Genomic DNA, 13,209 nt, shown 5'->3' with positions numbered 1-13,209 from the left:
GGGTCCGGGTCAGCCGAGCCGGTCGCGCACGTACTCCCGCCAGCGCGCCGTGAAGTCCTGCGTGGTGGTGCCGAGCACCTCGTGCAGGGCCTGCTCCACCGCCCCGTCCCGCCCTGAGTGCCCCCCGACGGCCCGGTAGAAGGCGAACAGCTTCCCCTCGCCCCAGTGCCCCGCGATGAGCTCACAGGCCAGCCAGCCGCCCTCGTAGGCCCTCGCGAGGCGGTCCGGGTCCTCGGTGAAGCCGAAGTCGTCGTCGGCGGGCAGGTCGGCGGGCGGCTCGCCGCGCCGGACGGCGTCCGCCAGCTCGGGCGCGACCTCGGCGGCGGTGCGGTCCCCGTCCCGGTAGGCCGCCCAGTCCGCGAAGCCCTCGGAGAGCCAGGTCGGGGTGGCGGACGAGGTGCGGGTGCGGGTGGCCACGTGGGTGGTCTCGTGGGTGAGGACGACGCGCTGCCCGAAGCTGCCGAGCAGTGCGTACGCCTGCGGGTTGACGATGACCCGGTCGGCGGGCGCCGTGCCCGAGCCGCCGGTCTCGCCGGTGGTGACCGCCGCTATGCCCCGGTAGTTCGCGGCGGGCGAGCCGAGCAGCTCCGCCATGTCCTGCACGGTGTCCGGGACCAGCACCACCACGCGCCCCGCCCAGCGCTCCGGCCAGGCGTCGGAGACGGCGGGCACCGCCCGGTCCGCGGTGTCCGCGATCCCGGTCAGCTCCTCGCGGGAACGGCCGACACCCAGCACCAGGCTGTGCTCGCCGCGCACCACGTCGATGTCGCCCTGCTGCCAGAGCTGCCGGCCGCCGCCCTTCGCCGGGCGGTCCGCGGTGAGGTACCAGCGGCCGTCCGCCGGGTCCCGTTCGAGGTCGAGCACCCGGTCCACGGAGACCGGCGCGCTGTCGTAGCCCTTGATCCGGTAGCCGAGCCGCACGTCGGCGCTGGCCCGGTCCGCGCCGTGCGGCGAGACGTCCGTCAGCCGGTACGTCCAGGAACCGATCGGCAGGTCCGCGAGGTGGCCGAGCTCCTTGCGCTGTGCGGCCCGCAGGTCGGTGGCGTCCTTGGCGACGACCGAGACGTAGGCGTTGGCGTCGTGGTGCAGCACCGCGTCGGCCCGGCGGTCCAGGGTGGCGCGGATATCGGCGGCCGCGGTGTCCGGGAGGTCGTCGGCCGGGGCCGAGCAGGCGGCGGCGCACAGCAGAGCGGCGAGCACGGCGCCCGCCGCACGCCGTCGTCCACCACGCGCCCGTCCTGCGGTACGCCCCTGATCTGCCACATGACCGAGAGTACGGTCAGACCCGGGTCACCGAGGAGACGGGCATCATCCCGACGGGGTCGTACCGGACCGGGGCGCCGGGGTAGGGGGCGTGGATGACCTGGCCGTTGCCCACGTACATCCCGATATGGCTGGCGTCCGCGCGGTAGGCGACCAGGTCGCCGGGGCGGGCATCGGAGAGCGGCACGATGTGGCCGGCGTACCGCTGGGCCTGCGAGGTGCGGGGCAGGCTGACCCCGGCCTGCGCGTACGCCCACTGCATCAGACCGGAGCAGTCGAATCCGGCGGGGCCGTTCGCGCCCCAGACGTACGGGCGGCCCAGCGCCCGGTGGACGGCCATGACGGCGGCCGCCGCCCGCGCGGAGCCCGCCGGGAGTCCGGCGACCGTCCCGTTCTCGGTGTCCCGGCCGCTGCGCGACGCCCGGTCGAGGGCCGCCCGCTCGGACCCGGGCAGCGAGCCGAGCAGCCGCCTGGCCTCGGCGAGTTTGCGTACGACGGTCCGCTTGTGGCGGCCGAGGGCGGCCCGGTCGTGCTCCAGGCCGGCGAGCGAGTGCGCGGCCTCGGCCCGGGTCTGGGCCAGCGCCCGCTGGGCCCTGCGGAGTTCGGCCAGGGCGCTCGCCCGGCTGTCGTTCACCCGGCCCAGCACGGCGGCCCGGTCGAGGTAGTTGTCCGGGTCGGAGGAGAGCAGCAGGGCGAGCGAGGGGTCGATGCCGCCGGACCGGTACTGCGCACGGGCCGCGGAACCGAGCTCCCTGCGCATCCCGTTGACGCGTTCCTGGCCCCGGGCCGCCCGGTCCTGTGCCCGGCTCACCTCACCGCGCCGCCGCGCTACGTCCTCACCGGCCTTGTTGTACTGCTCGGTGGCGCGTTCGGCCTCGGCGTAGAGGCGGTCGACCCGGGCCCCGGCGCTCTGCGGGGTGTCCTGCGGTTCGGCGTTCGCGGTGGCCGCGCCGAGCGTCGCGGCGGCGGTCGCCGCCGCGGCCGACAGGACAGTGGCTCGGGCACTCCGGCTCAGGCCGGGCTGTGTGGAACGGCGATGGGACACCACAGGACGCCGCACTCCCTTCCGCTGTACGCAGATGTGCGCAGCCCCTGCCGCCCGGACGGGCGGACCGACACCTGGAGCTGCGCGGCAGCCAGACAGTAGTCGGACGATCACGGAGCGGACAAAGAACGCGCCGGGCGGACGGGTGCCGCAAACAACGACGCCCCGCCGGTGACCTGTGGTCTCCGGCGGGGCGGGCAGTCAGTACGGGGCGCGAGAATTCGCCCGTTCGGGCGCGATCAGATGCGCACGGCGGTCTGGTAGCTGCCGACGGTGTTCATCGACTCGTAGCGGACCACGGCGCCCGGCTTCGGGGCGTGCAGCACGGTGTTGTTGCCCGCGTAGAGGGCCACGTGCGAGGTGTTGCTGAAGAAGACCAGGTCGCCCGGCTTCAACTGGCTGCGCCCGATCTGGGTGCCCTGGTTGATCTGGGTGTACGTGGTGCGGGTGATCTGGACGCCGGCCTGGGCGTAGGCCCACTGGGTCAGGCCCGAGCAGTCGAACGAGTTGGGGCCCGTGCCGCCGGAGACGTACGGCTTGCCCTGCTGGGTGGAGGCGGCCTGGAGAGCGGCGGCGCCACGTGCGGAGGCGGGAACCTCGCTGCCCAGGTCGACCCGGTCACCGGCGGAGCGGCTGGCGCGCTGGTCGTCCGCGCGCATCTTCTCGCGCTCGGCGGCGGTGAGGGTGTTGAGCACCTTCTGGGCCTCGGCGAGCTTGCCCTGCTGCTGCTTCTTCTTCTCACCGAGCGTCTTGCGGACGTCGGCGAGGTCGGCCAGCTTGTCCTGGGCCTCCTTGCGCTCCTGCGCGAGGGACCGCTGCTTCTCCTGGATCTTCGTCAGCGACTCGGCCTGCTTGGCCGAGAGCTGGTCGAGCGACGAGGCCTGGTCGAGGAAGCTGTCCGGGTCCGAGGCGAGGAAGAGCTGCACCGAGGGGTCGATGCCGCCGGAGCGGTACTGCGCGGCGGCGAGCGAACCGAGGCCGCTGCGGAGCGTGTTGAGCTCCTCCTGACCGCGGGCCACCTTGTCCTGCAGCGCGCCGACCTGCTTCTCGAGCTTCTCCTGCTTCTCCTTGGCCCCGCTGTACTGCTCGGTGGCCGTCTCCGCCTCGTGGTAGAGCTTGTCGACCTTCGCCTTGACCTCGCTCTTGGTCGGCTTGGGGTCGGCGTGAGCGGCCTGGGAGGTGAGGGCCACGGCCGCAGCGGCGGTCGCGGTGAGCACGGTCACACGGGCGCGGCTCGGGTTCCTGGGACGACGGTGGGACGCCACGAAGGCGAGCTCCTTCTTCCTCGAGCCGCCTACCGGGATGCTGGGGGACATGAATCCCCGGCTCCGTGCGAATCACGGAATCGGCGGTTCCTTCACTGCCACCCCGGGTGGGTGATCAACCGTGCGAAGGTTCGAGGCCCGACCATAGTGACCATCCTGTGATCAGTTCAAATCCTCGCAGGAAAAACTTCGTCACACCGGGTACTTCTTTACCCACACCACACTGCGTGTAGCTGAGAACTGACGGCCCGTTCCGTAATTTACGGCAATCAGCGACAAGCTTCGTCAAACACGTGAAAGCCGCTTCAGAAGCAAGACGGACGCAACGGGTCTCGCGCCCGCCTTCGCCACTCCGTCGGCCACTTCGCGGTCGGTGGAGACCACCACGACGGGCCTCCCCGACGGTTCGGCACGCGCGAGCTGCCGGATGAGCTCGTCCGCCGTGACGCCCGCCCGGCTGAACAGCACCCGCACCCCGCGCGGCGGCGCGAGCAGCACCGGAGCCGCCAGCTCGGCCCCGTCGAAGACGCAGGTCATCTCCGCGCCCGTCTGGGCGGCGAGCATCGACAGACCGCCCAGCAGCCGCAGCCGCTGCTTCTCCAGCGGCAGCTGCGGATAGCCGGTCTTGGTGACGTTGTAGCCGTCCACGATGAGGTGTGCCTGCGGCAGCGCGAGCAGTTGGTCCAGCAGCGCCGGATCGGTGTCCGAAAGCGCTCTGGCGGCAACGTCCTTGGGCGACATCCGGCCGGGCTCGACCGCGTCGACGGTGTCCGCCGGGCGCATCGAGGAGGGCGGCAGGGCCAGTTCGCGCCGCAGTCCGCCGGCGGCTTCGAGCACCGTGTCCAGCAGCAGCCGCAGCCGCATGTCCTCGACGGAGCGCCCCTCACGGGCGGCCCGGCGCCCCGCTTCGACGGACGCCTCCGCCTCGCCGAGCCGGGACCGCAGCCTGCGGGTCTCGCTCTCGGCGGCGGACACCTGGGCGGCCGCCTCGGCGCGTACGGCGTCGCTCTCGGCCCTGCCCCGGCGCAGCGCGGCCTCGCCGCGCTTCACCTCGTTGGCCGCGCTGCGCAGCTTGCGCTGGAGCGACTCGGCCTCCTTGCGGGCGGCGTCGAGGTCGCTGCGCAGCCGTTCGGTCTCGCTCTTCGTCTGTGCGCGGGCCTGGGCCAGCTCCTCGCGCAGCCCCTCCAGTTCGCGCCGGCTCTCGTCGTCGGCGCGTTCGGCGTCGGCCCGCTGGGCCTCCTCGCCCGCCGCGGCGAGGAGCTTCACCCAGCCGTCCGGGCGCAGCACGTAGGCCGCGGCGGCGACATCCAGGGGATCGGCGGCGGCGGGCGGCGAGCCGGCCTCCAGGGCGGCACTCAGCTCCGGCTGGGTCTCCCGCAGCCGCTCACCGATGCGCCGCCGGAAGACGGCGTCGCCCTCCAGGGCGGCCGCCATCGCGTTCCCGGCGAACTTGGCACGCCGGGTCGGCGTGAACCGGGCGTACTGTCTGAGCTGAGCCGGGAGTTCGGTGACCGTGAGGCCGCCGAACGCGTCCGACACCAGCGCCACGACCCGGCGCCGTACACCTTCGGGCAGCGGGCGGTCGAGCATCTCCACGGCATCGTCGGCCGCGTCGTCCGACGCGGCGCCGCCGGCGGGCTGCTCCACCATCCGTCACCTCAAACTGTATGTCCGCACGGCCCCGTCAGGAGTCGGCACCCGGCCTGTCGACTAGCTCGATCTGGTCCACCGCGTTGCACCAACGGCAGCGCACCGACTCGATGGTCTCACTGACCACCTCGCGTTCTTCGACGCTCGACTCCCCGGCCAGGTCGAGATGGACGTATTCCACGACCTTGGAGGAGCGCGTCACGTCGAATCGCGTGAGGTTTCCGCAGAGCGTGCAGCGCCAGCGGGTCGCCTCGGTCGGCTGGGGAACCGTCGTCATCGTTGCGTCCTCTTTCGTCGGGCCTCGTGCTGCCACATAAGGATCTTCGCGGTGCGCCGTCGAACTGCGGATGTCCTGTCGTAACCCTACGGCCTCGCCGCATACCACCGGCACGGCGAGGCGCTCTGTCCGGTTCCCTCCGCTTGCGTCATGCTCTGTTCATGATCGATCGGCGGGCTGCGGCCGGCAGACTCCTGCGGGCGGCCACCTCGGGCGGGCCGCCGGTCACCTACGCCCTCATCGCCCTGTGCTGCGTGGTCTTCGCGATCAGCCCGCTCTCCGGGCTCGCCCCGGTGTACGGCAGCGCGGACGCCCTGCTGTCGGCCCAGGCCGGGTACTTCGAACGCTGGGGCGTGATCCCGAGCGAACTGTGGGACGGCTCCGCGCACGCCCTGCTCACCCCGCTCACCGCGCTCTTCGTGCACGGCAGCTGGCTGCATCTCCTGGGCAACGTGCTGTTCCTGTACGTGTTCGGAGCGATGGCCGAGGAGCGGATGGGCCACACCGAGTTCGCGTTCTTCTACCTCGGCTGCGGCTACCTCGCCCTGCTCGCCTACGCGGCCGCGCACGCCACGTCCGACCAGACGCTCGTCGGCGCCTCGGGGGCGATCTCGGCGGTGCTGGGCGCCTTCCTCTACCTCTTCCCCAGGGCCAGGGTCACCAGCGTGTTCCCGTTCCTGCTCTTCCTGCCGCTGCGCTTCCCCGCCTGGATCGTGCTGATCTTCTGGTTCGTGCTCCAGTGGCTGGCCGCGGAGGGCGCGGGCAGCGGCCCCGGCGTGGCCTATCTCGCCCATGTGGTCGGCTTCGCCGTCGGCTTCCTCTACGCGTGGGGGCGCTATGGGCGTGGGGCTAGAGTGAAGTCTCCAGCCACGGCCACCGAGGGAGAAAGCCAGCCGTGATCACCGCGATCGTGCTCATCAAAACCAGCGTGGACCGGATCCCCGAGATCGCCGAGGCCGTCGCGGCGCTGGACAGCGTCAGCGAGGTCTTCTCGGTCACCGGCACGTACGACCTGATCGCCATGGTCCGGGTGGCCAAGCACGACGATCTGGCCGAGGTCATCCCCGGCCGGATCAGCAAGATCCCCGGCGTCGAGGGGACCGACACCCACGTGGCGTTCCGTACGTACTCGCAGCACGACCTGGAGGCGGCCTTCGCCATCGGCCTGGACGGCTAGGGCCTGTCCGGCTGAACGCGTCCGGCCGGGTACGGGGCAGCTGCCCCGTACCCGGCCGGACGCGTTTCACGGCTCAGTGCTGGGCGGTGCCCCGGTCCGGGACGCAACGGCCGTCCTCGGTGCGGTACTTCCACTGGGCGCCCTCGCTCACCAGCTCCTTGACGGCCCGCACGAAGCGCTCGATGTGCTCGTCCGGCGTACCGGCACCGAAGCTGACCCGGATCGCGTTGAGCGACCGCTCGCCCGGCTCGGCCTCCGGCGCGCCGCACTCGCCGACGTCCTGCGGGTCGCTGCCGAGCAGGGTGCGCACCAGCGGGTGGGCGCAGAACAGTCCGTCGCGCACCCCGATGCCGTACTCGGCCGAGAGCGCGGCGGCGAAGTGCGAGCTGTTCCAGCCCTCCACCACGAAGGAGATGACGCCGACCCGGGGCGCGTCGTCACCGAACAGTGAGAGCACCTTGACCTCGGGGACCTCCGCGAGTCCGGCGCGGACCTCGGAGACCAGCTGCTGCTCGCGGGCGACCAGGCTGTCGAAACCGGCCTCGGTGAGCGCCTTGCAGGCGGAGGCGATGGAGTAGACGCCGATGACGTTGGGCGAACCGGCCTCGTGGCGGGCGGCGGTGGTGTGCCACTCGACGTCCACCCCGCCGTCGGCGCGCCGGGCGACCTTGCGGGAGGCGCCGCCGCCGGCCAGGTAGGGCTCGGCGTCGCGCAGCCAGTCGGAGCGGCCGGCCAGCACGCCGGAGCCGAAGGGCGCGTACAGCTTGTGGCCGGAGAAGGCGACCCAGTCGACGTCCAGCTCGCTGATGTCGACGGGGTGGTGCGGGGCGAGCTGGGCCGCGTCGAGGACGATCCGGGCGCCGTGGGCGTGCGCGGCGGCAGCGAGCTCCTTGACGGGCCACAGCTCACCGGTGACGTTGGAGGCTCCGGTGACGCAGACGAGCGCGGGGCCGTAGGGGTCGCGGTCCGCGAGGGCCCGCTCCAGCGTGGCGACGGCCTGGGCAGGGGTGCGCGGGGCGTTCAGGTAGGTCACCCGGGCATCGCGCCAGGGCAGCAGCGAGGCGTGGTGCTCGGTCTCGAAGACGAACACCTGGCAGTCGGCGGGGACCGCCGCCGCGAGCAGGTTGAGCGAGTCGGTGGTCGACCGGGTGAAGATCACCTGGTCGTCGGCGCGGCAGCCGAGGAACTCCGCGACGGTCACGCGGCTGGACTCGAAGAGGTCCGTGGAGAGCTGCGAGAGGTAGCCGGCGCCTCGGTGGACGCTGCCGTAGTACGGCGCGTACGCGGCGACGTCGTCCCACACGCGCTGCAGGGCCGGGGCGCTGGCGGCGTAGTCCAGTGCGGCGTACGTGACCTCACCGCCGGTCACCAGCGGAACCGTCACATCCTTGCCCAGAACGGGCAGCGGGGTACAAATGGACTGGTCGGCGGCAGCGGTGAAGACAGACATGACGAACTCCCGTAACAGGCAGGCGAATTCCGGCGCCTGCGGGTACGCGGCAGCACGGAAGGAAGAAAAGAGGGTGTGCGGAGGAGGGCCGAAAAGCCCTATCGCATTCGCTTGCTCACAGAGGCTCCCTGAGGACCAGGACCCCACGGGTGGACGCCTTGCGACGTCGAGGGGTCCGCGCTTGCCGCAGACCTCGCTGCCTACGGCCTGGTCTTCACCCGGGGCACCCCGCCACGGACGGAGGGTTGCCGGACAGCGGGCCGGGGCCGTAGTCGCTGTCACTCATGACCTGCGCAGCATCTTGCCATACGTGGGAGAACGCGCAAGGCGCAGTCCATGATCTGGACTGCGCCTCGCTCCGTGTTCCGTGCGTCAGGGCCGTGGGCTCAGGGCCGTGGGCTCAGGCGTTGCTGGCCGCGACCCATCTCTCCAGCGCGCGCCCCGCGGATCCGGAGTCGATGGACTCGGCGGCCTTCGCCATACCGGCGGCGAGCTGCTCGTCGAGCGTGCCGTCGCCCGGGTCGAGCGCGACCAGCGCCGCCGCCGCGTTGAGCAGGACGGCGTCCCGTACGGGCCCCGTTTCACCGGCCAGCAGCCGACGGGCCACATCGGCGTTGTACGAGGCGTCGGCGCCGCGCAGCGCCTCCACCGGCACCAGCTCCAGGCCGACGTCGCGCGGGTCGAAGGCCTGCTCGCGCACCACACCGTCGCGGGCCACCCAGACCCGGGAGGTCGCGGTGGTGGTCAGCTCGTCCAGACCGTCGTCGCCCCGGAAGACCAGCGCCGAGTTGCCGCGTTCGGCGAGCACGCCCGCGACGATGGGCGCCATCCGCAGGTCGGCGACACCGATGGCCTGGGAGCGCACCTGGGCCGGGTTGGTGAGCGGACCCAGGATGTTGAAGGTGGTCGGGGCGCCCAGCTCCGCGCGGGCCTTCGCCGCGTACCGCAGGGCGGGGTGGAACTTCACCGCGAAGCAGAAGGTGATGCCCGCTTCCTCGGCCACCTCGACGACGCGCTGCGGGGGCAGGTCCAGGTTGACGCCGAGCTTGCCCAGTACGTCCGAGGAGCCGCTGGCCGAGGAGGAGGCGCGGTTGCCGTGCTTGACGACCTTGGCGCCCGCCCCGGCCAGGACGATCGCGGACATGGTGGAGATGTTGACCGTCTTGGCCATGTCGCCGCCGGTGCCGACGATGTCGACCGTGCGGCCGGGCACGTGGATCGTGGTGGCGTGCTCGTACATCGCGCGGACCAGGCCGGTCACCTCCGTGACGGTCTCGCCCTTGGCGCGCAGGGCCACCGCGAAGCCGGCGATCTGCACGTCGGTCGCCTCGCCGCTCATGATGCGGTCCATCGCCCACGCGGTGTCGTCCGCGCTCAGGTCCTCGCCGCGCAGCAGCGGGGTCAGCACGCCGGGCCAGGTACGAGCCGCCACGCTGTCGCCGCCGACCGGGGTCACAACGTTCATGGTCCGCTCCTGGGGTCCACAGCCGATAAAGGGATGCGACCACCCTATCGAGCGCCGGGGACAGCGAAGAGCCCCGTCCATCGTATGGATGGACGGGGCTCCCGCTGTGGCGATCAGCTCAGGTGATCAGTGGTGGCCGTGGCCCTCGGTGATCTCCTTGTACTCCTCGGGGGACGCCTTGGGGATCTGGTTGTTCTCGCCGTAGAAGCTCTTGCTGAGCCTGGCGCGCACCTTCTCCACCGGCGACACCTTGCGCTTGACGCCGTTCTCGTCGACCAGCGGGCCGAGTTCGACCGGCGCGTACTGCTCGTGCGCGGTGAGGGTGTGCAGCTGGCCCTGCGACAGCGGCTCGTGGACCTCGACGAACTCACCGTGCGGCAGGCGCTTGATGAGCCCGGACTCACGCCCGTGCAGCACCTTCTCCCTGTCCCGGCGCTGGAGGCCGAGGCAGATCCGCTTGGTGGCGACGAACGCGATGACCGGTCCGACGAAGAAGAAGATCCGGACGAACCACGAGATCGAGTTCAGCGACAGGTGGAAGTGCGTCGCCCAGAGGTCGTTACCGCCGCCCACCAGACCGATGAAGTACACCGTGATCCACGCGACACCGAAGGCCGTACGGGTCGGGGCGTTGCGCGGGCGGTCCAGGATGTGGTGCTCGCGCTTGTCCCCGGTGACCCAGGACTCGATGAACGGGTACATCGCGATCGCACCCAGGATCAGCCCGAAGAGCACCAGTGGGATGAGCACGCCCAGGACGAGCGTGTGACCCCAGAGGTTGATCTCCCAGCCAGGCATCACTCGGACGAGACCCTCTGCGAAGCCCATGTACCAGTCGGGCTGGGCGCCGGTGGACACCTGGTCCGGGCGGTACGGGCCGATGGCCCAGATCGGGTTGATCGAGGCGATGCCCGCGATGACGGCGATGACACCGAAGACCAGGAAGAAGAAGCCTCCGGCCTTGGCCATGTACACCGGCAGCAGCGGCATGCCCACGACGTTCTTGTTGGTCCGGCCGGGACCCGCGAACTGGGTGTGCTTGTGGTAGAAGACCAGGATCAGGTGGCCCACCAGAAGCCCGAGCATGATGCCCGGCAGCAGCAGGATGTGCACCGAGTAGAACCGCGCGACGAAGTCGCCGCCCGGGAACTCCCCGCCGAACAGGAACATCGAGATGTAGGTGCCGACGATCGGCATCGACAGGATCGCGCCCTGGGTGAAGCGGACACCCGTACCGGAGAGCAGGTCGTCCGGGAGCGAGTAGCCGGTGAAGCCGGTGAACATACCGAGCACGAACAGCAGGAAGCCGAACAGCCAGTTGATCTCACGCGGCTTGCGGAACGCGCCCGTGAAGAACACGCGCATCATGTGCACGAACATGCCGGCCAGGAAGATCAGCGCGGCCCAGTGGTGGATCTGCCGGACCAGCAGACCACCGCGGACGTCGAAGCTGATGTTCAGCGTCGAGGCGTAGGCCTCGGACATCCGGATGCCCTGCATGGGCTCGTACGGACCGTGGTAGACGGTCTCGGCCATGCTCGGGTGGAAGAACAGCGTCAGGTACACACCCGTGAGGATGATGATGATGAAGCTGTAGAGGCAGATCTCACCGAGCATGAAGGACCAGTGGTCCGGGAAGATCTTGCGCATGTTGGCCTTGGCCAGGGAGTAGATCCCGAGCCGGCCGTCCGCCCAGTCGGCCATCTTCTCACCGGCGGGCGCCTTGCGCTTCGTATCGGTCGCAGTACTCATCCGCGCTCCCAGAATGCAGGACCGACGGGCTCTTCGAAGTCACCGAGCGCCTCGAGGTTGCCCTCGCTGTTCACGCCGATCCGCAGCTGCGGGAGAGCGTGACCGGCCGGACCGAAGATGACGCGGGCGCCGTCGGAGAGGTCGAAGGTTGACTGGTGGCACGGGCAGAGCACGTGGTGCGTCTGCTGCTCGTACAGGCTGATCGGGCAGCCGACGTGGGTGCAGATCTTCGAGAAGGCCACGATGCCCTCGTGGGCCCACTCGCGCTCGCGCTTGTCCTTGATGTTGGACGGCTCGATGCGAATGATCATCAGCGCAGCCTTGGCGATCTGCGTCTGGAAGTCGTGAGCGTCCTCCTCCAGGCCCTCGGGCATGGCGAAGGTCAGCGAACCCACGGCCACGTCCTCGGGACGGAGCGGCTCGTTCGTGTTCATGTTGATGAGCTGCTTGCCCTTGGCCCACAGGGTGGAGCGCAGCTTCTTCTCCGGCAGCGGACCGAGGTCGCGCAGCAGCACCACACCGGCGAGCGGCACCAGGGCCAGCGCGCCGAACATGGTGTTCCGGATCAGCTTGCGCCGGCCGAGCACGGACTCCTCGGCACCGGCGGCGAAGTCCGCGAGGACCTGCGCCCTGACCGCGGGCTCGGCCGCGATCGGGTGCCGCTCGGCCGGGACCTCGACGTCGGACATCAGGGTGCGCGCCCAGTGGACGGCGCCCGCGCCGATCGTGAAGAGCGCCACGCCCAGGGTCAGACCCAGGGAGAAGTTGAGCGCGCTCACATGACCGAACGGGAAGATGTAGACGATCTGGTCGACCGGGAAGATGACGTAGGAGGCGATGAAGCCGACCGTCGCCAGCATGGACAGCGTGAACAGGAACGCGACCACGCGCTCCGACCGGTCCGCGGCCCGTTCGTCGATGTCCTGGATGCGCGGCTTGTGGGCCGGCAGCCCCGGGTCCGCGAACGGGTCGTCCGCGCCCTCTACCGCGCCGTGCGCGGGGACCTGCTCTGCGGGCAGGTTCTCTTCTGGAATCTCTTGGCTACTCATGACTTCTTGGCCTTAGCGGTGTGGGCCGCGACCCAGATGGCAACTGCGATCAGTGCGCCGAGCCCGAAGATCCAGCCGAACAGACCCTCGCTGACCGGACCGAGACCGCCCAGCTTGAGGCCACCGGGGCTCTCAGCCTGCGCGCTGTTCACGGTCTGGACGTACGCGATGATGTCCTTCTTCTGCTGCTCGGGCATCGTCGTGTCCGGGAAGGACGGCATGCTCTGAGGCCCGGTCTGCATGGCCTCGTACATGTGCTTCGGGTCCACGCCCTCAAGGCTGGGAGCGAACTTGCCCTTCGTCAGGGCACCGCCCTCGCCGGTGAAGTTGTGGCACTGGGCGCAGTTGGTACGGAACAGGTCGCCGCCCTTGGCCACGTCGGCGCCCTCGGGGCTGACCTGGCTCTTGGTGGGGACGATCGGGCCGGCGCCGAGCGACGCGACGTACGCCGCGAGCTGGTCGATCTCGGCCTGGTTGTAAATGACCTTCTTCTTCGGTACCTGGGCACCCGGCTGCTGCGCGGGCATACGGCCGGTACCGACCTGGAAGTCCACGGCTGCGGAGCCCACGCCGACAAGCTGGGGACCGTCGGTGGTTCCCTCACCGCCGGTTCCGTGGCAGCTGGCGCAACCGACGGAGTACAGCTTCTTGCCCTCGTCGATGGCGAGGGACTGGGCGGTTTCGTCGGCCTGCGCCTTACTCGCGGGCGCAAACGCGGCGTACAGCCCCCCGGTAGCCGCAAGCGCGAGGAGTAGTACGACGACCGCCGCCAACGGATGGCGTCGTCGTGCGGAGAGCTTTTTCACGGATTACCCC

12 protein-coding genes and 1 riboswitch are annotated in these 13,209 nt (G+C 70.7%); of the genes, 2 read left to right on the top strand and 10 right to left on the bottom strand.

What is annotated here, in order from left to right; all coding sequences use genetic code 11:
• Window positions 1-9: 9 nt before the first annotated feature.
• The 5 genes from EDD93_RS20545 to EDD93_RS20525 all read right to left on the bottom strand — a co-directional run bounded on the left by EDD93_RS20545 (window position 10) and on the right by EDD93_RS20525 (window position 5,500).
• A complete protein-coding gene (locus EDD93_RS20545) occupies window positions 10-1,263 on the bottom strand; it encodes a hypothetical protein (protein WP_185092388.1) in 1,254 nt (417 codons plus the stop codon).
• A gap of 16 nt (window positions 1,264-1,279) precedes the next feature.
• Window positions 1,280-2,311 carry a C40 family peptidase gene (locus tag EDD93_RS20540; protein WP_123526536.1) on the bottom strand — a complete coding sequence of 344 codons (1,032 nt, stop codon included), beginning with the start codon at window positions 2,309-2,311 and terminating at the stop codon, window positions 1,280-1,282.
• A 236-nt stretch (window positions 2,312-2,547) separates the two neighbouring features.
• Window positions 2,548-3,573 (bottom strand): C40 family peptidase, encoded by a 1,026-nt coding sequence (locus EDD93_RS20535; RefSeq protein ID WP_185092507.1) that lies wholly within the window; start codon window positions 3,571-3,573, stop codon window positions 2,548-2,550.
• Between the two features lie 285 nt (window positions 3,574-3,858).
• Window positions 3,859-5,220 carry an NYN domain-containing protein gene (locus EDD93_RS20530; RefSeq protein ID WP_260255937.1) on the bottom strand — a complete coding sequence of 454 codons (1,362 nt, stop codon included), beginning with the start codon at window positions 5,218-5,220 and terminating at the stop codon, window positions 3,859-3,861.
• 37 nt (window positions 5,221-5,257) lie between these two features.
• Entirely contained in the window at window positions 5,258-5,500 is a 243-nt protein-coding gene (locus EDD93_RS20525) for a hypothetical protein (RefSeq protein WP_024494175.1), read from the bottom strand.
• A 161-nt stretch (window positions 5,501-5,661) separates the two neighbouring features.
• On the opposite strand from EDD93_RS20525, the gene EDD93_RS20520 reads away from it, so the two are divergent.
• On the top strand, window positions 5,662-6,399 hold the full coding sequence (locus EDD93_RS20520) for a rhomboid family intramembrane serine protease (protein WP_123526533.1): 738 nt from the start codon (window positions 5,662-5,664) through the stop codon (window positions 6,397-6,399).
• Window positions 6,396-6,677, top strand: a complete 282-nt coding sequence (locus EDD93_RS20515) for an Lrp/AsnC family transcriptional regulator (RefSeq protein WP_123526532.1) — start codon at window positions 6,396-6,398, stop codon at window positions 6,675-6,677. The genes EDD93_RS20520 and EDD93_RS20515 overlap by 4 nt, the downstream gene beginning before the upstream one ends.
• A gap of 73 nt (window positions 6,678-6,750) precedes the next feature.
• On the opposite strand, the gene EDD93_RS20510 is transcribed toward EDD93_RS20515, so the two are convergent.
• The 5 genes from EDD93_RS20510 to EDD93_RS20490 form a co-directional block, all read right to left on the bottom strand.
• On the bottom strand, window positions 6,751-8,127 hold the full coding sequence (locus tag EDD93_RS20510; RefSeq protein ID WP_123526531.1) for an aminotransferase class V-fold PLP-dependent enzyme: 1,377 nt from the start codon (window positions 8,125-8,127) through the stop codon (window positions 6,751-6,753).
• A gap of 172 nt (window positions 8,128-8,299) precedes the next feature.
• Window positions 8,300-8,417: riboswitch (SAM riboswitch) on the bottom strand.
• A 110-nt stretch (window positions 8,418-8,527) separates the two neighbouring features.
• Window positions 8,528-9,592, bottom strand: a complete 1,065-nt coding sequence (gene trpD / locus EDD93_RS20505; RefSeq protein WP_123526530.1) for an anthranilate phosphoribosyltransferase — start codon at window positions 9,590-9,592, stop codon at window positions 8,528-8,530.
• 126 nt (window positions 9,593-9,718) lie between these two features.
• Window positions 9,719-11,344 (bottom strand): ubiquinol-cytochrome c reductase cytochrome b subunit, encoded by a 1,626-nt coding sequence (locus EDD93_RS20500; RefSeq protein WP_123526529.1) that lies wholly within the window; start codon window positions 11,342-11,344, stop codon window positions 9,719-9,721.
• Complete coding sequence (locus tag EDD93_RS20495) at window positions 11,341-12,393, bottom strand: ubiquinol-cytochrome c reductase iron-sulfur subunit (RefSeq protein ID WP_123526528.1); 1,053 nt, start codon at window positions 12,391-12,393, stop codon at window positions 11,341-11,343. Before EDD93_RS20495 ends, EDD93_RS20500 begins: the two co-directional genes overlap by 4 nt.
• A complete protein-coding gene (locus EDD93_RS20490) occupies window positions 12,390-13,199 on the bottom strand; it encodes a c-type cytochrome (protein ID WP_123526527.1) in 810 nt (269 codons plus the stop codon). The genes EDD93_RS20495 and EDD93_RS20490 overlap by 4 nt, the downstream gene beginning before the upstream one ends.
• Between the last annotated feature and the right edge of the window lie 10 nt (window positions 13,200-13,209).

This window comes from Streptomyces sp. 840.1 (assembly GCF_003751445.1).
Lineage (GTDB): Bacteria > Actinomycetota > Actinomycetes > Streptomycetales > Streptomycetaceae > Streptomyces.
Note: the sequence above shows the minus strand (reverse complement) of the source record. Positions and strands in the feature narration are given on the sequence as shown.